The 21,405-nt window shown below is 71.2% G+C and carries 23 protein-coding genes; 11 read left to right on the top strand and 12 right to left on the bottom strand.

Annotation, left to right across the window (positions count from 1 at the left end):
- Nucleotides 1–38 precede the first annotated feature (38 nt).
- Both AB0M30_RS03550 and AB0M30_RS03545 read right to left on the bottom strand, forming a co-directional pair.
- Nucleotides 39–638, bottom strand: a complete 600-nt coding sequence (locus AB0M30_RS03550) for a TetR family transcriptional regulator (RefSeq protein WP_364579316.1) — start codon at nt 636–638, stop codon at nt 39–41.
- The gene (locus tag AB0M30_RS03545; protein WP_364579314.1) at nt 619–2,145 is read right to left on the bottom strand and encodes a DHA2 family efflux MFS transporter permease subunit; all 1,527 of its coding nucleotides are present in this window, start codon (nt 2,143–2,145) and stop codon (nt 619–621) included. Before AB0M30_RS03545 ends, AB0M30_RS03550 begins: the two co-directional genes overlap by 20 nt.
- Nucleotides 2,146–2,328: 183 nt before the next feature.
- Between AB0M30_RS03545 and AB0M30_RS03540 the strand changes: the two genes are divergently transcribed.
- Complete coding sequence (locus AB0M30_RS03540) at nt 2,329–3,471, top strand: MFS transporter (RefSeq protein ID WP_364579603.1); 1,143 nt, start codon at nt 2,329–2,331, stop codon at nt 3,469–3,471.
- A gap of 145 nt (nt 3,472–3,616) precedes the next feature.
- On the opposite strand, the gene AB0M30_RS03535 is transcribed toward AB0M30_RS03540, so the two are convergent.
- A complete protein-coding gene (locus AB0M30_RS03535; protein WP_199191432.1) occupies nt 3,617–3,997 on the bottom strand; it encodes a hypothetical protein in 381 nt (126 codons plus the stop codon).
- A gap of 16 nt (nt 3,998–4,013) precedes the next feature.
- Nucleotides 4,014–5,204, bottom strand: coding sequence for an RtcB family protein (locus tag AB0M30_RS03530; RefSeq protein ID WP_364579311.1), 1,191 nt, complete (start codon nt 5,202–5,204; stop codon nt 4,014–4,016).
- Nucleotides 5,205–5,507: 303 nt separating this feature from the next.
- Between AB0M30_RS03530 and AB0M30_RS03525 the strand changes: the two genes are divergently transcribed.
- Nucleotides 5,508–6,251, top strand: a complete 744-nt coding sequence (locus tag AB0M30_RS03525) for a hypothetical protein (RefSeq protein ID WP_364579308.1) — start codon at nt 5,508–5,510, stop codon at nt 6,249–6,251.
- A 42-nt stretch (nt 6,252–6,293) separates the two neighbouring features.
- Here AB0M30_RS03525 and AB0M30_RS03520 read toward each other — a convergent pair whose 3' ends face one another.
- Nucleotides 6,294–7,334 carry an aspartate-semialdehyde dehydrogenase gene (locus AB0M30_RS03520; RefSeq protein ID WP_364579305.1) on the bottom strand — a complete coding sequence of 347 codons (1,041 nt, stop codon included), beginning with the start codon at nt 7,332–7,334 and terminating at the stop codon, nt 6,294–6,296.
- Entirely contained in the window at nt 7,334–8,599 is a 1,266-nt protein-coding gene (locus AB0M30_RS03515) for an aspartate kinase (protein WP_364579303.1), read from the bottom strand. Before AB0M30_RS03515 ends, AB0M30_RS03520 begins: the two co-directional genes overlap by 1 nt.
- Before the next feature lie 228 nt (nt 8,600–8,827).
- Between AB0M30_RS03515 and AB0M30_RS03510 the strand changes: the two genes are divergently transcribed.
- Together AB0M30_RS03510 and AB0M30_RS03505 are read left to right on the top strand one after the other, a co-directional pair.
- Complete coding sequence (locus tag AB0M30_RS03510) at nt 8,828–9,421, top strand: nitroreductase family protein (RefSeq protein WP_364579301.1); 594 nt, start codon at nt 8,828–8,830, stop codon at nt 9,419–9,421.
- A gap of 57 nt (nt 9,422–9,478) precedes the next feature.
- On the top strand, nt 9,479–9,757 hold the full coding sequence (locus tag AB0M30_RS03505; protein ID WP_364579299.1) for a hypothetical protein: 279 nt from the start codon (nt 9,479–9,481) through the stop codon (nt 9,755–9,757).
- A gap of 78 nt (nt 9,758–9,835) precedes the next feature.
- Here the strand turns inward: AB0M30_RS03505 and AB0M30_RS03500 are convergent, their stop codons facing one another.
- Nucleotides 9,836–10,201 carry a hypothetical protein gene (locus AB0M30_RS03500; RefSeq protein ID WP_364579296.1) on the bottom strand — a complete coding sequence of 122 codons (366 nt, stop codon included), beginning with the start codon at nt 10,199–10,201 and terminating at the stop codon, nt 9,836–9,838.
- 295 nt (nt 10,202–10,496) lie between these two features.
- Here AB0M30_RS03500 and leuA point away from each other — a divergent pair, with 295 nt between their 5' ends.
- Nucleotides 10,497–12,257, top strand: a complete 1,761-nt coding sequence (gene leuA / locus AB0M30_RS03495) for a 2-isopropylmalate synthase (protein WP_364579293.1) — start codon at nt 10,497–10,499, stop codon at nt 12,255–12,257.
- A 3-nt stretch (nt 12,258–12,260) separates the two neighbouring features.
- Nucleotides 12,261–13,238: a YafY family protein gene (locus AB0M30_RS03490; protein ID WP_364579290.1), complete on the top strand. Its 978-nt coding sequence runs from the start codon at nt 12,261–12,263 to the stop codon at nt 13,236–13,238.
- Here the strand turns inward: AB0M30_RS03490 and AB0M30_RS03485 are convergent.
- The gene (locus AB0M30_RS03485; protein WP_364579288.1) at nt 13,229–14,131 is read right to left on the bottom strand and encodes an SDR family oxidoreductase; all 903 of its coding nucleotides are present in this window, start codon (nt 14,129–14,131) and stop codon (nt 13,229–13,231) included. The genes AB0M30_RS03490 and AB0M30_RS03485 overlap by 10 nt on opposite strands.
- Nucleotides 14,132–14,262: 131 nt before the next feature.
- Between AB0M30_RS03485 and AB0M30_RS03480 the strand changes: the two genes are divergently transcribed.
- Nucleotides 14,263–14,814: a DedA family protein gene (locus AB0M30_RS03480; RefSeq protein WP_364579285.1), complete on the top strand. Its 552-nt coding sequence runs from the start codon at nt 14,263–14,265 to the stop codon at nt 14,812–14,814.
- Here the strand turns inward: AB0M30_RS03480 and AB0M30_RS03475 are convergent.
- On the bottom strand, nt 14,801–15,421 hold the full coding sequence (locus AB0M30_RS03475) for a peroxiredoxin-like family protein (protein ID WP_364579282.1): 621 nt from the start codon (nt 15,419–15,421) through the stop codon (nt 14,801–14,803). The genes AB0M30_RS03480 and AB0M30_RS03475 overlap by 14 nt on opposite strands.
- A gap of 58 nt (nt 15,422–15,479) precedes the next feature.
- Here AB0M30_RS03475 and AB0M30_RS03470 point away from each other — a divergent pair, with 58 nt between their 5' ends.
- Nucleotides 15,480–16,082, top strand: a complete 603-nt coding sequence (locus tag AB0M30_RS03470; RefSeq protein WP_364579280.1) for a TetR/AcrR family transcriptional regulator — start codon at nt 15,480–15,482, stop codon at nt 16,080–16,082.
- Here the strand turns inward: AB0M30_RS03470 and AB0M30_RS03465 are convergent.
- The gene (locus AB0M30_RS03465) at nt 16,072–16,977 is read right to left on the bottom strand and encodes a LysR family transcriptional regulator (protein WP_364579278.1); all 906 of its coding nucleotides are present in this window, start codon (nt 16,975–16,977) and stop codon (nt 16,072–16,074) included. The genes AB0M30_RS03470 and AB0M30_RS03465 overlap by 11 nt on opposite strands.
- A gap of 86 nt (nt 16,978–17,063) precedes the next feature.
- Between AB0M30_RS03465 and AB0M30_RS03460 the strand changes: the two genes are divergently transcribed.
- Nucleotides 17,064–17,957 (top strand): EamA family transporter, encoded by an 894-nt coding sequence (locus AB0M30_RS03460; RefSeq protein WP_364579276.1) that lies wholly within the window; start codon nt 17,064–17,066, stop codon nt 17,955–17,957.
- On the opposite strand, the gene AB0M30_RS03455 is transcribed toward AB0M30_RS03460, so the two are convergent.
- Nucleotides 17,954–18,607 carry a DedA family protein gene (locus AB0M30_RS03455; RefSeq protein ID WP_364579273.1) on the bottom strand — a complete coding sequence of 218 codons (654 nt, stop codon included), beginning with the start codon at nt 18,605–18,607 and terminating at the stop codon, nt 17,954–17,956. The genes AB0M30_RS03460 and AB0M30_RS03455 overlap by 4 nt on opposite strands.
- Nucleotides 18,608–19,306: 699 nt before the next feature.
- Nucleotides 19,307–19,738 carry a nuclear transport factor 2 family protein gene (locus AB0M30_RS03450; RefSeq protein WP_364579270.1) on the bottom strand — a complete coding sequence of 144 codons (432 nt, stop codon included), beginning with the start codon at nt 19,736–19,738 and terminating at the stop codon, nt 19,307–19,309.
- 74 nt (nt 19,739–19,812) lie between these two features.
- Here AB0M30_RS03450 and AB0M30_RS03445 point away from each other — a divergent pair, with 74 nt between their 5' ends.
- Nucleotides 19,813–20,169 carry a YciI family protein gene (locus AB0M30_RS03445; protein WP_364579267.1) on the top strand — a complete coding sequence of 119 codons (357 nt, stop codon included), beginning with the start codon at nt 19,813–19,815 and terminating at the stop codon, nt 20,167–20,169.
- The gene (locus tag AB0M30_RS03440) at nt 20,166–21,362 is read left to right on the top strand and encodes a DUF6596 domain-containing protein (protein ID WP_364579265.1); all 1,197 of its coding nucleotides are present in this window, start codon (nt 20,166–20,168) and stop codon (nt 21,360–21,362) included. Before AB0M30_RS03445 ends, AB0M30_RS03440 begins: the two co-directional genes overlap by 4 nt.
- Nucleotides 21,363–21,405 lie beyond the last annotated feature (43 nt).

The following is a 21,405-nucleotide window of genomic DNA, read 5'->3' as shown; positions in this document are numbered from 1 at the left end:
CGGGGAAATGCGAAAGCAATTCCGGAATGGGTGCCCGATCAGAGCGGCAGGCCCGCTTCCAGGTGAGCCAGCGCCTTGTCGAGGATCACCAGGGTGTCGGCACCGGGGTCCGCCGCGGCCCCGGCGAACGCGGCCATGACCACCCCGACCACCGCACCCGCCCAGTTGCGGACCTCGAAGTCGTCCGCCGACCGGCCCGTGCGGCGCGCCGCCATCCCGGCCAGCAGGTCGATGCCCTCCGCGAACTTGTCCATCACCGCGGTGCGGAGCTCGGGCTCCCGGAACACGAGCACCTGCCGCTGGCGTTCCCGCTCCCACTCCTCGGCGGGGATCTGCGCGCGGATGGTGTCCGCGGTGGCCCGCAGCGCGGCGGCCGGGCTGAGTTCGGGCGGCTGCGCCAGCGCGGCCTCGATGAGCACCGGGTCGAACGGGTCGTAAAGCACCGTCGCTTCCTTCGTCGGGAAGTACCGGAAGAAGGTGCTGGGCGAGATCTCCGCCGCGGCCGCGATCTGGTCGACCGTCGTCGCGCCGTAGCCCTGCTCGTGGAACAGCCGCAACGCGTGCCGCTGGATCGCGGCGCGCGTCTTGGCCTTCTTCCGTTCCCGCAGCCCCGTGGGCTCAGATGGCGACGACGTCATGCTCCGATTCTCGCGGCTGCGCTCCCGCCGCCGCCCGGCCGGGCAGAAACACCAGCGCGAGCAGCGCTCCGGCGACGCCGAGGCCGGTGCACACCCACAGCGTCGCGGCCATGCCGTCGGTGAACGCGGCCCGCGCGGACGCGGCAAGCTCGGGCCGGTGGAGCTGCTCCGCGACGGCGACCGCGGCCGAGGCGCTGCCCCGCACCGCGTCGGCGACCGGCGCGGGCAGGCCCCGCACGTCGACGCCGTCGCGGTAGCCGCCGTTGAGCACCGTGCCCAGCACCGCGACGCCGATGGTGCCGCCGACCTGGCGCAGCACCTGGATCAGCGCCGAACCGGCCCCCGAGCGGCCTTCGGTGAGCGCGCCCATGGCCATCGTCATCAGCGGCGGGAGCGTGGCGCCGGTGCCCAGCCCGATCACGAGCTCCCAGCCCACGGTGGCGCCGTAGCCGCCCGTCGGCGACGTCGTCGAGCCCCACGCCAGGCCGGCCGCAAGCAGCACGAACCCGCCCGTGACGACCCCGCGCACGCCGAGGGCGGCGACCAGCCGCTCGGCGAGCTTCGCCGACACCAGCATCCCGCCGATCAGCGGCAGCAGCCGCACGCCGGTCTGCAGCGCGTCGGCGCCCTGCACCGCCTGGAACAGCTGCGGCAGCACGAACAACAGGCCCATCAGCGCGAACGACGCCACCGTGGCCAGCACCGCGCCCCAGACGAACCGCGGCTCGCGGAACAGCGCGAGGTCGGTGAGGGGCGCGGCCACCCGCGTCTGCGCCCAGCAGAACACCGCCACCAGCGCGGCACCCAGCCCGATCAGGCCGTACGTCACCGGATCGGCCCAGCCGTGCTCGCCGGCGTGGACGAACCCGTAGGTGAGCGCGAGCAGCCCGGCCGCCGAGAGCGCGATGCCGGTGAAGTCGATCGCGCCGCGCCCGGAACCCGGCGTGCGGGGCAGGAGGAACAGCACCGCGGCGACGCCGATCGCGGTCATCGGGACGTTGATGAGGAACACCGAGCCCCACGCGAAGTGGTCGAGCAGCCAGCCGCCGAGCAGCGGCCCGAGCGGGATGCCGGCGAACATCGCCATCACCCAGGTCGTCAGCGCCTTCGCCCGCTCCTCCGGCGGGAACAGGACGTTCAGCAGCGAAAGTGACAGCGGGATGAGGAACGCGGCCCCGGCGCCGAGCGCGACGCGGGCGGCGATCAGCTCGCCCGGCGAACCGGCGTAGGCGCACCACAGCGAGGCCAGCCCGAACACCGCGAGGGCTCCGAGCAGCAGTTTCTTCGGGCCGAACCGGTCGCCGAGCAGACCCGCGGGCAGCAGCAGCGCGGCCAGCGCCAGCGTGTAGGCGTTGCCGAACCACTGCAGCTGCGTGGTCGTGGCGCCGAGGTCGACGGCCAGCGTCGGGACGGCGACGTTGAGCACCGTCAGGTCGAGGCCGATGGTCAGCAGGCTCACCGCGAGCGCGCCGAGCGCCCACCACCTGCGTGGATGTCCTTGGTTCATAGTGACCCCCAATTGATAGTGACTACCAAATGAGGGTAGCTCTCATAATATCCCGGCACCAGGGGGAACGGCCAGGAAATAAGTTGCACGGACGTACCACCTTGGGTTCTCATCGAAGGCGTGCCGCTGCAGCCCTACCGCCGGGTGCTCTCCGTCCCCCGCGTCCCGTCGACGATGGCCCTGATGTTCCTGGCACGCCTTCCGATGACCATGAACGGCGTGCTGATGACGCTGTACATCGTCACCGGCCTCGGCCGCGGCTACGGTGCCGCCGGGCTGGTCGGCGGCGGCGTCACGCTCGGGATGGCGCTCGGCGCGCCGATGCTCGGCCGCTGCTTCGACCGGTACGGGCTGCGCCCGGTCGTCGCGGTCTGCGGGATCGGCACGACCGTGTTCTGGATCATCGCGCCGCACCTGCCATTCGAGGCGCTCGCCGTGGTCGCGGTCCCGGCCGGGATGCTTTCGGTGCCGGCGGGCTCGCTGGCCCGGCAGGCCCTGGCCACGCTCGTGCCGCCCGAGCAGCGCCGCGCGGCCTACTCGCTCGACACCATCTCGATCGAAGCGACGTTCATGATCGGCCCCGCGGCCGGTATCGCGGCCATCACGGCGTTCTCCCCGATGTGGACGCTGACCGCGCTCGGCGTGCTGTTCGGCGGCACGGCGTTCCTGATCTGGCTCGTCGACCCGCCGATCCGCGAGGGCGCCGGCAAGGCGGACGAACTCGGGCCGCGGCCACCGCTGCGGAGCTGGCTCACCGGCCGGCTGGTGGGGACGCTGCTGATCGCGGGCGGCACGTTGTTCGTGCTCGTCGGCACCGAACTGGCGACGCTGGCGGCCCTGCGCGCGAACGGCGAACTCGGCGTGACCGGCCTGGTCATCGCGGTGATGTGCGTGGCATCGATCACCGGCGGCATCGTGCACGGCGTGGTGAAGCGGTCGCTGCCGCAGGGCGTGCTGATGCTGCTGCTCGCGCTGCTGGTGATCCCGGTCGGCCTGGCGGACCACCCGTGGTGGCTGCTGATGCTGGCGCTGATCCCGACCAACCTGATGTGCGCGCCGACGCTGTCGGCCACGACCGAGACGGTCACCCGGATCGCCCCGCCCCAGGTCCGAGGCGAGGCGATGGGGCTGCAGGACTCGTTCACGCGGCTCGGCCTGGCCGTGGGCGGCCCGGTGGTCGGCTTCGCGATCGACCATTCGAGCCCGGAATGGGGTTTCGTGGCGGCCGGGGTCGGCGGCCTGGTGATCGCCTCGGCCGGCCTGCTCCGCCGCCGGGCCCCGGCCACCGCCGCGGAGCCGGCCCTGGCGGCGGCCACTCCCGACTGAGAGGGCTCGCTAGTGTCGCGCGTCCGAAGTTCAGTGACAGCGGCCCGGTCCCCGAGCGCCCCAATGTGGCCTTGGTTGCGTTGAACGCACCCAAGGCCACATTGGGGCGCTCTTCCCGACGTCAAACAACTTGCGACGCGCGACACTAGCCGCAGGCGGCGCGGAGCGCGTCGAGCTTGACCACGTTGCGCTGCACCCACTGGGCGACGACGCCGGCGTCCTCGATGCGTTCCTTCTGCACCTGGACGTACGAGTCGGCCATGCCGAGCAGCGCGTTCTTGACGTCCTGGTCCTGGACGTCACCCGCGAGCTCGCGCAGCCGCTTCTCCTTGTCCTCGGCGCGTGCCTTGAGCTTGGCCGGGTCGACCAGGGGGTTCAGGTCGGCGAGCCCGAGCGCCTCGGCGCACGCCGCGACCTTGTCCGCCGTCCTGCCCCCCTGGTCGACCGCGTTGCCGACCTCGGTGCACCCGCCCAGCAGCAGTGCGACCCCGGCCAGCAACGCGGCCGTCGTTCCACCCCTCGTCATGGCGCCAAGGTACCCGTCAGCCCTTGACGCAGACCACCTGCTTGAGGTGCGCCACCACCTCGACCAGGTCCGTCTGCGCGCGGATCACCGTATCGATGTCCTTGTAGGCCGCCGGGATCTCGTCGACCACGCCGGAGTCCTTGCGGCACTCGACGCCGGCCGTCTGCGCCGCGAGGTCGTCGGCGGTGTACAGCTTCTTGGCCTTGGAGCGCGACATCCGCCGCCCGGCGCCGTGCGAAGCCGACTGGAACGACGAGCTGTTGCCCAGCCCGCGGACGATGTACGAACCGGTCCCCATGCTGCCCGGGATGATCCCGAGATCACCCGATCCGGCGCGGATCGCGCCCTTCCGGGTGACGAGCAGCTCGACGCCGTCGTAGGTCTCTTCGGCGACGTAGTTGTGGTGGCACGAGATCGCGTCGTCGAAGGTCGTGCCGGGCACGACGTCCGCGAGCGCCAGCTTCACCAGCGCGACCATCGTGGCCCGGTTGCGCGCCGCGTAGTCCTGCGCCCAGAACAGGTCGCGCCGGTAGGCGTGCATCTCCGGCGTGCCCGCGACGAACACCGCGAGGTCCCGGTCGGGCAGGTCGGCGTTGTGCGGAAGCTTGCGCGCCACGGCCATGTGCCGCTCGGCCAGCTCCTTGCCGATGTTGCGCGAACCCGAGTGCAGCATCAGCCAGACCCGGCCCTCATCGGCGCCGCCTTCCTCGAGGCAGACCTCGATGAAGTGGTTCCCGCCGCCGAGGCTCCCGATCTGCCGCGCGGCCCGGTCATGCAGGTCCTGGACGCCGGTGTGCAGTTCGCCGAACTGCTTCCAGAACGCGTCCCAGCCGCCGACGCCGTGCACCTTCGCCGGGTTCACGGGCGTCTTGTGCAGCCCGAACCCGACGGGCACGGCGCTTTCGATGCGCCGGCGCAGCTTCCCGAGGTCGTCGGGCAGGTCGCTCGCGGTGAGCGACGTCCGGACGGCGCTCATCCCGCACCCGATGTCGACCCCGACCGCGGCGGGCGAGACGGCGTCGCGCATGGCGATGACGCTGCCGACGGTGGCCCCCTTGCCGTAGTGGACGTCGGGCATCACGGCGACGCCGTGCACCCACGGCAGGTTCGCGACGTTGTGCAGCTGCCGCATGGCCTGCTCTTCGACCGACGCGGGATCCGCCCACATCCGGATCGGGACGCGGGCCCCTTCGACAGCGGTGTACATGATTCCTCCCCTTGACTTGCTTGCGAGGCATAGGATCCCTCGTGGCGGGAAATCGGACAAGGCGATTTCCGATCGTCCACTGTGGAGGCCCGGCGCCGGCAGCTCCCCCGCCCATCCCTGGGGGGCGTCCCCTTGGCCAGTCTATCGGCAGCTGCCGACCAAAAGCCGATTTCCGCCCCGCGGGCGCCGAGCTGTCCACAACCGGAGGCCGCTGTGGACAACCAGCCGGGTACGCCGGCCGGGAGGAGCTGGAGCACCAGGGCTCGGCGCCCTCGCCACGACCGAACTCAGCTGGTTGCGAGCGTGGCTCACCACCCGGGAAGGCGATTCGACGCCACCGTCGTGCAGGCGGAGACGTTCGTCGCCCTGGCCTGGCAGCGGCGGGGCGCCGCGCGCGCCCGGTACACCAGCCGCCAGCAGTTCGGGCCCTTCCTCCAGCTGCTGGAATACGCCCAGGAGACCGCTTGGAAGGCGGCCGAGCTCACCGAAGCGGATCCGACGCCGTGGGCGACCCTCGTCACCGTCTCCAAGGGGCTCGGCGTCCGGTACCAGCCCTTCGACGGGATCTGGTCGGGTCTCCTCGTCCGCGCGCCCGTCCACCGGTCCGGCCACGACCGCGCCCTCAGTTACTGGTGCCCGAAGTGGCACGGCACCGAAGAGCGCCTGCTCGACTTCGCGGCCGGAGCCGCGGCCATGGCGCCGTCGTTGACGCCGCTTCCCCTCCGTGCGGCCTTCGAAATGGCCATGGAGGGCAACCCGATCTGGCGCAGCCGGTACGTCCGGGAGGCGCTCGAGGCGGCCCTGCCCTGGCTGGACGACGAAGGCGCCGAGCACCCGGCGACCAGGGACGATCGCGCCTACGCGATCTACGCGCTGCACCACAACGGCCGCCACGACGAAGCCGTGGCCCAGTTTCGGAAGCTCGGCGGCCACGCCGACGGGTACGTCTGGCACTTCACGACCGACGTCAAGCGATCCGCGGACCCCGTGAAGCAGTTCGCATCCCTGCGCGCGCAGGCCTGCCGGAAAGCGGGCCGGGACGCGTGAAGGCCCCTCACCACGCTCGGTGAGGGGCCTTCGGCGTGGTCGTCAGAGCTGCTGCGCCACCAGCTCCGCGATCTGCACGGCGTTGAGCGCCGCGCCCTTGCGCAGGTTGTCGTTCGAGATGAACAGCGCCAGGCCGCGGCCGCCCTCGATGCCCTGGTCCACCCGGATCCGGCCGACGTAGCTCGGGTCGTTGCCCGCCGCCTGCAGCGGGGTCGGGATCTCCGACAGCTCGACGCCCGGCGCGTGGTTCAGCAGCTCCGTCGCGCGCTCGACCGACAGCGGCCGCTCGAACTCCGCGTTCACCGAGATCGAGTGCCCCGAGAACACCGGCACGCGCACGCAGGTGCACGAGACGCCCAGGCCCGGGATGCTGAGGATCTTGCGGCTCTCGTTGCGGAACTTCTTCTCTTCGTCCGTCTCGAACTCGCCGTCGTCCACAATGGACCCGGCCATCGGGAGGACGTTGAACGCGATCGGCCGGACGTACTTCTCCGGCTTCGGGAATTCGATCGCCGCGCCGTCGTGGGTCAGCAGCGACGCGTGCTCGGCGGCCGCCCGCACCTGGCCGGCGAGCTCGTCGACACCGGCCAGGCCGCTGCCGGACACCGCCTGGTACGTCGACGCGACCAGCCGCACCAGCCCGGCTTCGTCGTGCAGCGGCTTCAGCACCGGCATCGCCGCCATGGTGGTGCAGTTGGGGTTCGCGATGATCCCCTTCCGCGCTTCCTTGATGGCCTGCGGGTTGACCTCGCTGACGACCAGCGGCACGTCCGGGTCCATCCGGAAGGCCGAGGAGTTGTCGATCACCGTGACCCCGGCCGCGGCGAACCGCGGCGCCTGCGCCTTCGACGTCGAGCCGCCCGCCGAGAACAGCGTGATGTCCAAACCGGACGGATCCGCCGTCGAGGCGTCCTCAATGGTGATTTCGGTGTCGCGCCAAGGGAGTTTCGACCCCGCCGAGCGCGCCGAGGCGAAGTAGCGCAGCTCGGCGATCGGGAATTCCCGCTCCGCCAGCAGCTTGCGCATCACCGCACCGACCTGGCCGGTCGCGCCGACCACTCCGACCCGCAGCCCGTCCGCCATCAGCGACCACTCCCCGCGTAGACGACGGCTTCTTCGTCGCCGCCGAGTTCGAACGCCTCGTGGATCGCGCGCACGGCGTCGTCGAGCTGCGCGTCCCGGATCAGCACCGAGATGCGGATCTCCGAGGTGTTGATGATTTCGATGTTGACGCCGGCCTCGGCCAGCGCCTCGCAGAACGTCGCCGTGACACCCGGGTGCGAGCGCATCCCGGCGCCGACCAGCGACACCTTGCCGACGTGGTCGTCGTAGAGGACCGACTCGAAGCCGATCTCCGCCTTGACCTTCTCGAGTTCCTTGACGGCCTTCGCGCCGTTCGCCTTCGACAGCGTGAACGTGATGTCCGTGCGGCCGGAGACGGTGCTGGACACGTTCTGCAGCACCATGTCGATGTCGATCTCGGCGTCGGCGATCACGCGGAAGATCCGGGCCGCGGCACCGGTGTGGTCCGGCACCCCGGTGACCGTGATCTTGGCTTCGGAGCGGTCGTGCGCCACACCGGTGATCAGGGCTTGTTCCACGGGGATCTCCTCGATAGAACCGGTCACCGTCGTGCCCGGCTTGTCACGGTAGGAAGAACGGACTCGGATGGGGACGCCGTAGCGGCGCGCGTACTCGACCGACCGCAGGTGCAGGATCTTCGACCCGCTCGCGGCGAGCTCGAGCATCTCTTCGTACGTGACGGTGTCGAGCTTCTTCGCGTCCGGCACCACCCGCGGGTCGGCCGTGTACACACCGTCCACATCGGAGTAGATCTCGCAGACGTCGGCGTTCAGCGCGGCGGCCAGCGCGACGGCGGTGGTGTCCGAGCCGCCCCGGCCCAGCGTGGTGATGTCCTTGGTGTCCTGCGCGACGCCCTGGAAGCCCGCGACCAGCGCGATGTAGCCCTGCTCGAGCGCCTCGGTGACCCGGCTCGGCGTGACGTCGATGATGCGCGCGTTGCCGTGCACCGACGTCGTGACGACGCCGGCCTGCGAACCGGTGAACGACCACGCCTCGGCGCCCTGGGCCGCGATCGCCATCGCGACCAGCGAGTTCGAGATGCGCTCGCCGGCGGTGAGCAGCATGTCCATTTCCCGCTCCGGCGGCGCCGGGTTGACCTGCTGCGCCAGGTCGAGCAGCTCGTCGGTGGTGTCACCCATCGCCGAGCAGACCACGACGACGTCGTTGCCCGCCTTCTTGGTCGCGACGATCCGCTCCGCCACGCGCTTGATCCGGTCGGCACTTTCCAGCGACGATCCGCCGTACTTCTGGACCACGAGGGCCACGCCCGAACCTCCTCGCGGGCCGGGCGGCTCCCTGGTGGGCACCGGAGAGCCCCCGCGTCCCATGATTTGAACTGGAGCCTACCGGGGCTACGGCGGCCCGCCACCCTCTTGACGTGGGGCGGACCCCGCCGGTGGGTGTCGGGGAAGTAAATCTTCCGCAACACCAACGAAATGCGCGGAGCCCTTCCTCCCGAGTGATGCAGCGCACGCCTGGGTACGGTGAGGGACGTGCGGAAACCAGCTGTGACGAGCGTCCCGATCGCAACCCTGATGGCGGAACGGTGGAGCCCGCGGGCCTACGACGAGTCGGCCGTGGTCACCCCGGAACAGGTGCGGGCCCTGCTGGAGGCGGCCCGCTGGGCGCCGTCGTTCGGCAACACCCAGCCGGCCCGCTACCTGGTGGGCGTCCGCGGCACCACGGCGTTCGACGACATCCTCGCGACGCTCAATTCGGGCAACCGGGCCTGGGCGCACCGGGCGAGCCTGCTGCTGATCGGCGTGATGATGACGACGAACGAGAAGGGTCCGGTGCCGTACGCCGAATACGGGCTCGGGCTGGCTTCGGAGAACCTCGTGCTGCAGGCGGTGGAGCTGGGGTTGATCGCCCACCAGATGGCGGGCTTCTCGCCGGACGCGGTGCGCGCGGTCTTCGCCCTCCCGGAGGACGCGGTGCCGAAGGTGGCGATCGCGGTGGGGTCGCCGGCCGAGCCGGACGTGCTGGAGGAGGAGCGGCGGATCGAGCGCGAGAAGGCGGACCGGGTGCGGCTGCCGCTGGCGGAGTTCGCCTTCACCGGCCGGTGGGGCGAACCGGCGCTGCGCTGACCCGGGAGGACGATTGCGCGGTCGCGCACACGCTTCAGCACCGAGTAGGGCACCACGGTGGCGAACCCGCCGACCGTCGTCCCGACCTGGCGGCCGATCCGCAGGTCACGCGCGATGAGCGGGTCGCTCGCGACGAGCTTGCGCGCCTCGGCCCGGCGCTCCCGTGCCGCGAACGCGGCGGCGAGCGCGGGGTCTTCGCCGGGCCGCTCGGCCGGGGCCAGGCCGAGGATCTCCCGGCGCAGCTTCACCTGCTGGACGCAGGCGACCACCATCACGACGAGGCCCATGATCACGGCGGCCGAGGTGAGCAGGTTCCCAGTGGTGCCGACGGTCTAGCCCGTAGCGTCCTTCGGCGCCGGCGACAGCAAGGTGAACATGACCGCGGCGCCCGCGCCGATCGTGATCACCGCGAAATCAGGACGCCCCGCCGACGCGGCGGATGACCTTGGCCAGGATCCCGGACACCACGAGCCAGAAGATCGCCGCGATGCCGTAGTTCACCAGGACGCGCAGCTTCTGGTCACTCGGCGTGAACAGGTCGCTGAAGCCGAGCGCGAGGCTGTCGGCCCAGGACTTCACGAACGAGACGATGCCGTTGTCCGGGTTGGCCGAGCCGACCGTGAAGATCACGTGGATCACCAGGAACGCGGCGAAGACCAGGCCCACCCAGCGGACGATCGACGCGACCAGCGAGGCCACCCGGCCCCCGGTCCGGCGCCAGTCGACGGCGGCGCGACGGGAGACACGGGTCTCCTCCGACGACTCTGCGTGCTCACCCATGCCCGCAGTTTGGCACGCCACCCCGCCGATTGCTACCCGCTGGTAACACGTTCGGTCGATCACGAATAACAATTCGGCGGCGCGAAGCACCTCCGTTGAGGGCGGTGGTGGGGGCAGGGGAGGACCGGTTCCGTCGCGGCCCGGCTTCCCTCAGTCCGCGTTCCCTGGTTATGGTGGGGCCGTGGCGCGTGCTCTCCTGCTTCGCTGCCGCGACGGGGCCTGACCGGACCGGCTCCCCGTCGCGGGGCTTCGTGGTGCCGGTCGCACCCGTCGAGCTGGAGACACCCCAAATCCCATGAGCAAGATCCGCAAACCCTCTCGTCCCGCGCCCGCTGACCAGCCCGCTTGGAACACCCAGCGCGGCACGTCCATGCCGGTGCACCGTTACCGCCCCTGGTACGACCTGATCGAGAACATCGACCTGCCCGACCGCACCTGGCCCGAGAAGCGCATCGACCGCGCGCCGCTGTGGTGCGCGGTCGACCTGCGTGACGGCAACCAGGCGCTGATCGACCCGATGTCGCCCGCGCGCAAGCGCAAGTTCTTCGACCTGCTGGTCCGCATGGGGTACAAGGAGATCGAGGTCGGCTTCCCGGCCGCGTCGCAGACCGACTTCGACTTCGTCCGCGAGATCATCGAAGAGCACGCCATCCCGGACGACGTCAGCATCCAGGTGCTGACCCAGTGCCGTCCCGAGCTGATCGAGCGCACCTTCAAGTCGCTCGAAGGCGCCCCGCGGGCGATCGTCCACATCTACAACTCGACGTCGATCCTGCAGCGCCGCGTGGTCTTCCGCGAAGAGCGCGAGGGCATCAAGAAGATCGCCACGCAGGCCGCGGAAATGGTCGTCGAGCTGGCCGCGAAGCAGCCGGACACCGACTTCCGGTTCCAGTACTCGCCGGAGTCCTACACCGGCACCGAGCTGTCCTACGCGCTCGAGGTCTGCAACGCCGTCACCGAGATCTGGCGGCCGACGCCGGAGAAGCCGGTGATCCTGAACCTGCCGGCGACCGTCGAGATGGCCACCCCGAACGTCTACGCCGACTCGATCGAGTGGATGTCCCGGAACCTGGAGCGCCGCGACTCGGTGATCCTGTCGCTGCACCCGCACAACGACCGCGGCACCGGCATCGCCGCCGCCGAGCTGGGCTACCAGGCCGGCGCCGACCGGATCGAGGGCTGCCTGTTCGGCAACGGGGAGCGCACGGGCAACGTCGACCTGGTCGCGCTGGGCATGAACCTCTACAGCCAGGGCATCGACCCGCAGATCGACTTCTCCGACATGGACGAGATCAAGCGGACGGTCGAGTACTGCAACCAGCTGCCGGTCGGCGAGCGCTCGCCGTGGGGCGGTGACCTGGTGTTCACCGCGTTCTCCGGCAGCCACCAGGACGCGATCAACAAGGGCCTCGACGCGCTGAAGGACGCCGCCGGAAAGCAGGGCGTGCCGATCGACGAGTACCCGTGGGAGGTCCCGTACCTGCCGATCGACCCGAAGGACGTCGGCCGCACGTACGAGGCCGTGATCCGGGTGAACTCGCAGTCCGGCAAGGGCGGCGTCGCCTACATCATGAAGGCCGAGCACCAGCTCGACCTGCCGCGGCGGCTGCAGATCGAGTTCTCGAAGGTCATCCAGCGCTACACCGACACCGAGGGCGGCGAGGTCGACCCGGCCACGATGTACAACGCCTTCTCGGCCGAGTACCTGGAGCTCAAGACGCCGCTGGAGCTGGTCCGCCAGCACGTGCGCGACAACGGCGACGGCGAGTACGACATCACCGCGACCGTGCGCGTGGAGGGTGACGAGCACGAGGTCACCGGCCGCGGCAACGGCCCGATCGCGGCCTTCTTCGACGCGCTGTCGACGGTGGGCTTCGACCTGCGCCTGCTGGACTACAGCGAGCACACGCTCTCGCCGGGCGACGACGCGCGCGCCGCGTCGTACATCGAGTGCGCGATCTCGGACCGGGTGTTCTGGGGCATCGGCATCGACCCGTCGATCGTCACGGCGTCGCTGCGCGCGGTCGTCTCGGCGGTGAACCGCGCCAACCGCTAGCCGGTGAAAGCCGAGCGGCTGGTCGCGCTGCTGTTCACGCTGCAACGGCGGCGCAGCGCGACCGCCGCCGAGCTCGCGGTGGAGCTCGGCGTCTCCGAGCGCACGATGCACCGCGACCTGGCGGCCCTGCGCGAAGCGGGCGTTCCGCTGTGGACGGAGCAAGGGCGGCACGGCGGCTTCCGCCTGGTCGACGGCTGGCGCTCCGGGCTCGACGGCCTCACCGCGCGGGAGGCCGTCGCGCTGTTCGCGCTAGGGGTGCCGGAAGCGCTCGCCGGGCTCGGTCTCGACACCGCGGGCAGCGCGGCGCGGGCGAAGGTGTCCGCGGGAATGCCCGCCGAGCTGCGGGACCACGCGGCCTTGGTGGCGGGCCGGTTCCACCTGGACGCGCCGGGCTGGTTCGGCTCGCCGGACGAGCCACCGGCGCTGGCGGCGGTGGTGCGGGCGGTGTGGTCGCAGCGGCGGGTCTCGGTGACGTACCGGCGCCGCGACAAGGTGGCGTCGCGGGAGCTGGAGCCGCTGGGGCTCGTGCTGAAGGCGGGGGTCTGGTACCTGGTGGCGCGCGTGGTCCCGGACGACGCTTTGCGGACTTACCGGGTCTCGCGGATCTCGGAGGTTGTTGCTTCGGAAACCGCCTTCTCGCGGCCGTCATCGTTCGACCTGGCCCGCTGGTGGCGTTCATCGGCGGCCGCCTTCGAGCAGGTGCCGCGGCCGCTGCGGGTGCGCGCCCGGCTCGACCGGACGGCGGTGCGGGAACTGCGTCGCGTGTTCGGGGGCGAGCACCTGGCGGACACGGTGGTTTCGCTCGGGACGCCGGACGCGGACGGCTGGGCCGAGGCCGAGCTCGCCCTGGAAGACGACGAGATCGGCCTCGGCCAACTGGTGGCGTTGAGCCCGGGCGTGGAGGTGCTGGAGCCGGTGGAGCTGCGGGCGGCGCTGGCCGCGATCGGCGCGGACCTGGCCGCCCGCAACGCTCAGCGGTAGCCGGTGGTGTCCGCGGGCTTTCCCGCGTCGGCGACCTCCGTCATGTACCGCCAGGCGTCCGGCCGGCTGCCGTCGACGTCGTCCACGCCGTACTCCTTCGCCAGCTGCCCGCTGTTCAGCGTCCGCCCGGTCCACCGGTGCCGGTCCGGGTCCGCGGCCAGCGCCGCCACCGTGCGGCCGGCGAACGCCGGCGTCTCCGAAATCGCGAAGTGCGGCACGCGCTCGCAAGCGTCGCGCCAGTTCTCCTCCGTCACCCCGTAGTGCTCCAGCATCGCCTCCGACCGCAGGTACCCCGGGGTGAAGGCCACCGCCGTCGCACCGTGGGCGGCCAGCTCGGCCGCCTCGCCGATCGCCAGCAGGTGCGCCGACGCTTTCGCCAGGTAGAACGGCAGCGAAGTGCCTTCGCGGTACTTCGCGTTGTACTCGGCCGTCCCGTCGGTCAGCTCGACGACCAGCCCGCCCGGCCGGCCGATCAGCAGCGGGAGCAGGTAGTGACTGGTGATCAGGTGCGCGTCGACGCCGAGGCGGATCATCCGCAGGCCCGCGTCGAGATCGTGCTCCCACACCGGCTTGCCCCAGCCCAGGTGCTGGTCACCGCCCCACAGGCCGTCGACCAGGATGTCGAGGCGATCGATGCGCTTGGCCAGGGCTTCGACCTCGGCCGGCACCAGGTGGTCGACGCGGATCGCTTCCGCCGCCCCGCCCGCCCGCTCGATCAGCTCGGCCGTCTCCTCGATCGTCTCCGGCCGGTCCACTTCGGACCGCCCGGCGCGCGTCGTCCGGCCGGTCACGTACACGAAGGCGCCCGCGCGGCCCAGTTCGACGGCGATCGCCCGGCTCGCGCCGCGCGTACCGCCCGCCACCAGGGCGACTTTTCCGGAAAGTGTGTTCATGCACCCCAGCCTCACGGCGAACCATGACAACTCCTGGCATGGTTTCGGCGAATCTGTGGACGAGCTGTCGGGTTGCTGTGAGTCCCCGCTGATCGGGAGTGCTTCGCGGCGAGCGAGCGGTTAATGGAGGTGTGAACGGATCGACGGCGGGCCTGCTGGTGCTGTTCGTCGTCTCGCTCGTGCCGCTGCTGCCGACCGAGGTGACCATCCTCGGCATGGGCATCGCGGCGGCGCAGGGCGGGACGTCTCTGGCGCTGGTGATCGCCGTGGCGAGTGCCGGGTGCCTGGCGTCCGACCAGGCGCTCTACGCCCTCGGCCGGTTCGGTGGCCGGGCGGCGCTGGACCGGCTGAGCCGGCGGAAGAAGATCGCCGCCGGCCTCGGCTGGCTCGACGGGCGGCTGCAGCGCCATCCCCGGCCGGTGCTGGTGGTCGCCCGCTGGCTGCCGTCGGGAGGAACCCTCGGCGCCCTCCTCGCCGGATCACTCCGGTGGCCGATGGCGGAGTTCTTCACCGCTTCGGCCGTCGGCGTCACACTCTGGACGTCGTACGTGGCCTTCCTCGGCTACGCGGGCGGCCGGATCGTCACCGAACCCGGGATCAGCCTGCTGCTCTCCCTGGCCGTGGCCCTGGTCCTGGGTTCGGTGCTCACCTACAGCGTCCGGCACAGCGTCAAAGCGACTTGACGGCTTCCAGGATGTCCGCCGGCTCGGTGCGCGTGACGAAGTCCGGGTGGACGTCGATGTAGCGGATCACCCGGTCACGATCGACCACGACCACCGCCGGGTGGACCAGCTCCCAGGTGCCGTTGACCTTCTCGAGGTCGGTGCCGAGCGACTCCATGGCGTCGCGCACCGGCTCGGACACCGGGTAGCTCAGCCCGAGGCCGCGCGCGACCGTGCTGCCCACGTCCGAAAGCACCGGGAACCCCAGGTCTTCGACCGGCACCGAGCCGTCCGGCCGCTGGGGGCTGATCGCGGCCAGCGTCGCGCCGTACTTGCCCAGCTCGGGCAGCACTTCCTGCTGGTAGGTGCGCAAGGTCAGGTTGCAGTACGGGCACCACTGGCCGCGGTAGAACACGAGCACCGCCGGCCCGGCCGCCACCAGCTCGCCGAGGCTCTTCGGCGCCCCGTCGGCGCCCGGCAGGGTGAAGTCGTCGATCTTGCCGCCCGCTTCGGCGAACTCGGTCGCGCCGCCGCGGCGGCGGTCGGCTTCGAGGATCGCGAAGATCTCCGGCGGCAGTGCCCCGCGGGCTTGGTCGTTGACCCCGGTCAGGGCGTTCTCGAGCGTCATGGATCCCCCTAGCAGTTGTACTGATTGGTACAGTGAAGCAGACTGTACTATCCGGTACATGGAGACGCAAGCGGCTTCGACCCCGCGCGGCAGGCGGACCCGCGAGGCGATCGTCGACGCGGCGGCCACGCTGATGTACGTCGACGGCGTCGCGGGCACGAGCGTCGACAAGGTGCTCGCCGCGAGCGGGGCCGGAAAATCGCAGATGTACCACTACTTCAAGAACAAGGAACAGCTGGTCGGGGCGGTGATCGATCGCTACCTCGAGCAGGTGCTCGGCAACCAGCCGGCGATCTTCACGCTGGCCTCCTGGGCCGATCTGGAGACGTGGACCGAGCAGCTGCTGGACGTCCACCGCCGCGCGGGCGCGCCGATCGCCTGCCCGCTGGGCAACCTCGCCGGCGAAGTGGGCGACAACCCGAAGCTCGCGCCGCTGGTCGACCAGGCCTACCGGACGTGGGAGTCCCATCTCGCGCGCGGGCTGAAAACCCTGCAGGACAACGGCGAACTGGCCGCGGACGCCGACCCGGCGCGGCTGGCGCAGGCGGCGATGACGTCCGTCCAAGGTGGACTGCTGCTGGCGCACATCCGGCACGACCTCACGGCGCTGGAGGACGCGCTCGGCATCGCGCTGGCGTACCTGCGCGGCTTCAAGCGGTGAGCTGACCGACCTCCGCACGCAGTTCCGCGATCACCTGGGCCACCGCCGGGCGCTGGCGGGCGCCCGTCCGGCAGACCGCCTCCACCAGGCGGGCCGCGCGGATGCCGGCGAGCGGCCGCCCGACCAGCCCGCTTCCGGGGCCGGTGTTCATCGTGTACCGGGGCAGCAGGGCGATGCCGTGGCCGGCGGCGACCAGCCGTTCGGTGATCCGGAAGTCGTTGATCCGCTGCACCACGACCGGCCGCACGCCGGTGCGGGTGGTCAGCGAGCGCAGCACGTCGTCCACCGGGAAGCCGAAGTCGACGCTGATCCAGCGTTCGTCCGCCAGCTCCGCCAGCTCCACGCGGCGCTGGTCCGCCAGCCGGTGCCCGGCCGGCAGCGCGACGTCGAGCGGTTCGCGCAGCAGCGGCACCACGTCGAGGCGGCTCGAGGCGAACTCCGGCGCGTGCTCGTCGCGGTGCGCCACGACGATGTCGTAGTCCGCGACCAGGCCGGGCACCTCGGGCGGCGTCATGTCGACGTCCCGGACGTCGATCTCCAGGCCGTCGTACCCGGCGACGCGGGACAGCAGCCCCGGCAGCAGCATCAGGCCGGCCGACTGGAAGATCGCGATCCGCACCCGCCCGCGCGGCGCGCTGCGGTAGGTGTCCAATTCGGACTCGGCCCGCTCGAGCGCGGCGAGCACCTCGTCGGCGCGGGCGACCAGCGCGCGGCCGGCGTCGGTCAGCCGCAGGCCGCGGCCCGCCGGCTCGGTGAGCGGCAGGCCGACCTCGCCCTGCAACGCGCGCAGCTGCTGCGAGACCGCCGACGGCGTGCAGTGCAGCGCCCGCGCGGCCGCCGTCACGCTCCCGCGGTCGGCGAACTCCCGCAGCGTGCGCAACCGGCCCAGATCCACGCCGTCACTGTACTTGAAGCACCGCTACAAGGTTCCTGCAGATATTCTCGCTGGTCCTTCACGGTCCTCGTTGTCACAGTGGAAGCATGCCCGCCCGTGATCGCCTGCTCGCCGTGCTCGTCGCCGTCCTCTGGGGCCTCAACTTCCTGGCCATCCACGCCACGCTCGGCCAGTTCCCGCCGGTGTTCGCGGGCGCGCTGCGGTTCGCCGTGATCGCCGTCCCGACGATCCTGTTCGTGCCGTGGCCGAAGGTGCCGGTGCGGCACCTGCTCGGGTACGGCCTCGGCTTCGGCACCGGCCAGTTCGCGTTCCTGTTCATCGCGATGGACACCGGCATGCCGACCGGGCTCGCGTCGCTGGTGCTGCAGGCGTCGGCGCCGTTCACGGTGCTCCTCGGCGCTGTTTTCCTGGGCGAACGCGTCACGCGGCAGCAGCTGGCCGGCATCGCGCTGGCGGTGGCCGGGATGGCCGCGATCGCGTGGCAGCGGTCCGGGCACGCCGCGCTGCTGCCGATGATCCTGACGCTGCTGGCCGCGCTGAGCTGGGCGTTCGGCAACCTGAGCACGCGCCAGGCCAAGCCGGACAACCCGCTGCACTTCACGCTGTGGATGTCGGTGGTGCCGCCGCTGCCGATGTTCGCGCTTTCGCTGGTCATGGAGGGCCCGGCCGCGCAGTGGCGGTCGCTGACGACGCTCGGGACCCCGGTCGGCCTGACCGCGCTGGGCGGCCTGACCTACGTCGTGCTGATCGGCACGGTCGTCGGATCGGGCCTGTGGACGACGTTGATGCGGCGCAACCCGGCCGGCGTGGTGTCGCCGTTCTCGCTGCTGGTGCCGGTGGTCGGACTGACGGCGTCGTTCCTGCTGCTGGGCGAGCGGCCGACCTGGCTGGAGGTCGGCGCCGCCGTCGTCGTGATCGCGGGCGTCCTGCTCGGCTCCCTGCGACGGCCGGCACGCAAGCCCGAGCTCGTCGCGGTCTAAGCGGCGGTCTCTTCCTGCTTCGGGGTTTCCGCGTCGCTCTCGCCCTTGTGCTCGCGGCCGAGCCGCTTCTTCATGACGACGAAGACGACGGCCCCGATCACGACGGCCGCCACCAGGCCGTACTTGGAGAAGTCGCCGAGCCACTTCTCGGCGGCCTCCCCGACGTAGTAGATGAGGGCGGTGGTGCCGCCCGCCCAGGCGATGCCGCCGAGCGCGTTGGCGATCAGGAATTTCGGGTAGTGCATGCGCAGCGACCCGGCGAGCGGACCGGCGAGGATGCGCAGGAACGCGATGAACCGGCCGAAGAAGACGGCCCACATGCCACGTTTGTTGAAGATCCGTTCGGCGTTGGCGATGTGCGTCGGCCCGAAGTGCTTCGGGAACTTCCGCCCGGCCCAGGCGAACAGCCGCTGGCCGCCGGTTTTCCCGATCAGATAGCCGATGCTGTCCCCGATGATGGCACCGGCACTGGCCACGACGCCGACCCACAACGGGCTCAGGTTCGGGTGGCTCAGCGTGAGCAGGGCGGCGCTGACCAGCACGACCTCGCCGGGCAGGGGAATACCGAGGCTTTCGATCATGATCACCGCACCGACGATCAGGTACACCGAGATCGGCGGGATCGCCTCCAGCCACTGGTCGATGTGCACAGCCCGTACCCCCTGCAACGTACGTCGGGATTGGTGTTCGCTTTCCGAAGAGTACCGGGGCGGCCCGCGCCGGGCGGCATCCTCAGGTATTGACCGAGGTACGACTTAGGTCGGGGGTCACCCAGCGGAGCGACCCGGAAACGCGCTTTCGGGCGGCCCCAGCGAGCACACCCCTCGGCATCTCCGGCCCGGCGTAGCGCCTTCCAGCACCTCCAGCGAGCACACACCTGCGGCCCGGCGCGCCGCCTCACAGCACCCCAGCGAGCACACCCCTCGGCACCTGCGGCCCGGCGTAGCGCCTTCCAGCACCCCAGCGAACACACCCCTCGCCACCTGCAGCCCGGCGCGCCGCCTTCCAGCACCCCCAGCGAGCACACCCCCCTGCCGAGCCGATACGCAGCCGCATCAGCGGCCGGCACGCCGGGTCAAGGCACGCTTTCCCGCCTTGACCCGGCGTGCCGGCCGTTGAACAATCCGGCGTTCGGGTCGGTGGAAGGCCAGTTCCCGTGCTCGCCAAGGCATCACGCATGACAGCCGGGCGGCTCCTCCTCCGGAGTTGTCCACAGAGTCCACCCCCATGTGGACAACTCCGGTGGATAACTGCCGATCGAGCAGTTTCGACAGGGCCCACCGATAGACTGGACTTGGGCACGCCCCCCGGGAGGGTGGGGAGCTGCTCGGGGGCCGGGGCAGCAGCCCTCAGGGCTTCAGGTCCACCGCCGCCCGTAGCGTCCCATCCATGTAAAACGGCGTCGAATCATGCACGTGGCTGATCCGCCACTCGCCGTCCTCCCGGCGGAAGCACACCGTCGACCGGAACCACAGCTCGAATCCCGCCGGGGCCCCCTTCGGCGTCGTCGACATGCGGTTCAGCGCGTGGCTGTACGCGATGTCCCCGCCGATGGTGATCTCCAGGTCGCGGATCTCGTACTCGATCGGCCCCTCGAACGTCTCGAACCACGCCTTCCGCGCCGCGACGCCGCTGACCTCCGCACCTCGGTGCACCAGCGGCGGCGCCAGCGTGAACGCCACGACGTCCGGGGCGTAGTGCGCTCCCAGCGTCTCCGCGTCGCGGGCCGACATCGCCACCTCACGCGCCGCCATCAACTCGCGGATTTGCTGCTCACTCATGCCATTCTCCTCAAGGTCGGGTGCTTGCACAGGAGACGTAGGCGCCGCCGGACGGATTTCGACAGGAGGCGGACGTGAAATACGTGGTCCTGATCTACGGCAACCCCGAGTCGCGCAGCGCGTGGGAAGGGATGAGCGACGAACAGCGGGCCGCCGGGCTGGCCTACTACCAGCAGCTCAACGACGATCTCGACGCCTCCGGCGAGCGGATCGTCTCCGAACGGCTCGCCTTCCCCGAGCTCGCCAAGCGGGTGGGTCCCATGGCCACCGACGGCCCCTTCGCCGAGGCCAAGGAGTTCCTCGCCGGCTTCTACCTGCTCGACTGCGAGAGCGAGGAACGCGCCCTCGAGATCGCGCGCCGGATCCCGGAAGCCTCCTTCGGCGTGGTCGAGGTGCGGCCGGTGATGGGGTTGCACGGGCCGGAGCTGTGACCGACGTCGAACACCTGCTCCGCGAGCTCGCCCCGCAGGTCCTCGCCGCGCTCGTCCGGCGGTACGGCGGCTTCGACACCTGCGAAGACGCCGTCCAGGAGGCGCTGCTCGCCGCGTCGCAGCAGTGGCCGGCCGAAGGCGTTCCGGATCACCCGAAGGGGTGGCTGATCACGACGGCGTCCCGTCGCCGCATCGAGCAGTGGCGCAGTGAGACCGCGCGGCAACGGCGTGAAGAAACCGTCGCGCTCGCCGAGCCGCCCGGCAAAGAGCCGGTCAGCGGGGTCGACGACACCCTGACCCTGCTGCTGCTCTGCTGCCACCCGTCGCTGACGCCGCCGTCGCAAGTCGCCCTCACCCTGCGCGCGGTCGGCGGGCTGACCACCGCCGAGATCGCGCGGGCCTTCCTCGTCCCGGAAGCGACGATCGGGCAGCGGATCAGCCGCGCGAAACAGAAGCTGAAAGGGGAGCGGCTCACCAGAGACGTCAGTGCCGAACGGCTGGCGGCGGTGCTGCAGGTGCTCTACCTGATCTTCACCGAGGGGCACACGGCCAGTTCGGGGGACGCGCTGAGCCGCGTCGAGCTGACGACCGAGGCGATCCGGCTGGTCCGGCAGCTGCACGCGGAACTGCCGGACGACGGCGAGGCCGCCGGGCTGCTCGCCCTCATGCTGCTGACCGAGGCCCGGCGCCCGGCCCGCGTCGACGCGACCGGGGCCCTCGTCCCGCTGGCCGACCAGGACCGGACCCGCTGGAACCGGGCGTTCGTCGACGAGGGCGTCGCGCTGATCACGAAAGCCCTCGCGACCGCGCCGGTGGGCCCGTACCAGCTGCAGGCGGCGATCGCCGCGGTCCACGACGAGGCCGCGACCGCCGACGAGACGGACTGGGCCGAGATCCTCACGCTCTACGACCTGCTGCGGGTGGTGGCACCCGGCCCGATGGTGACGCTGAACCGGGCCGTGGCGTTCGCGCAGGTCCACGGCCCCGAGGCGGGGCTGGCGGAGCTGTCGGAACTGGCCAAGGACCCCGCCATCGCGAACCACCACCGGGTCGACGCGATCCGCGCGCACCTGCTGGAGTTGTCCGGGGATCCGGCCGGGGCCCGCGAGGCGTACCTGGCTGCCGCCCGGCGGACGCTGAGCCTGCCCGAGCAGGCGTACCTGCAGTCGCGTGCCGCCAAGCTGGAGACATGAGAACGGCCGGCCGGGACAAGGCCCGGCCGGCCGTTTCACGTGA

The organism is Amycolatopsis sp. NPDC051716 (genome assembly GCF_040681595.1).
Taxonomy (GTDB): domain Bacteria; phylum Actinomycetota; class Actinomycetes; order Mycobacteriales; family Pseudonocardiaceae; genus Amycolatopsis.
Note: the sequence above shows the minus strand (reverse complement) of the source record. Positions and strands in the feature narration are given on the sequence as shown.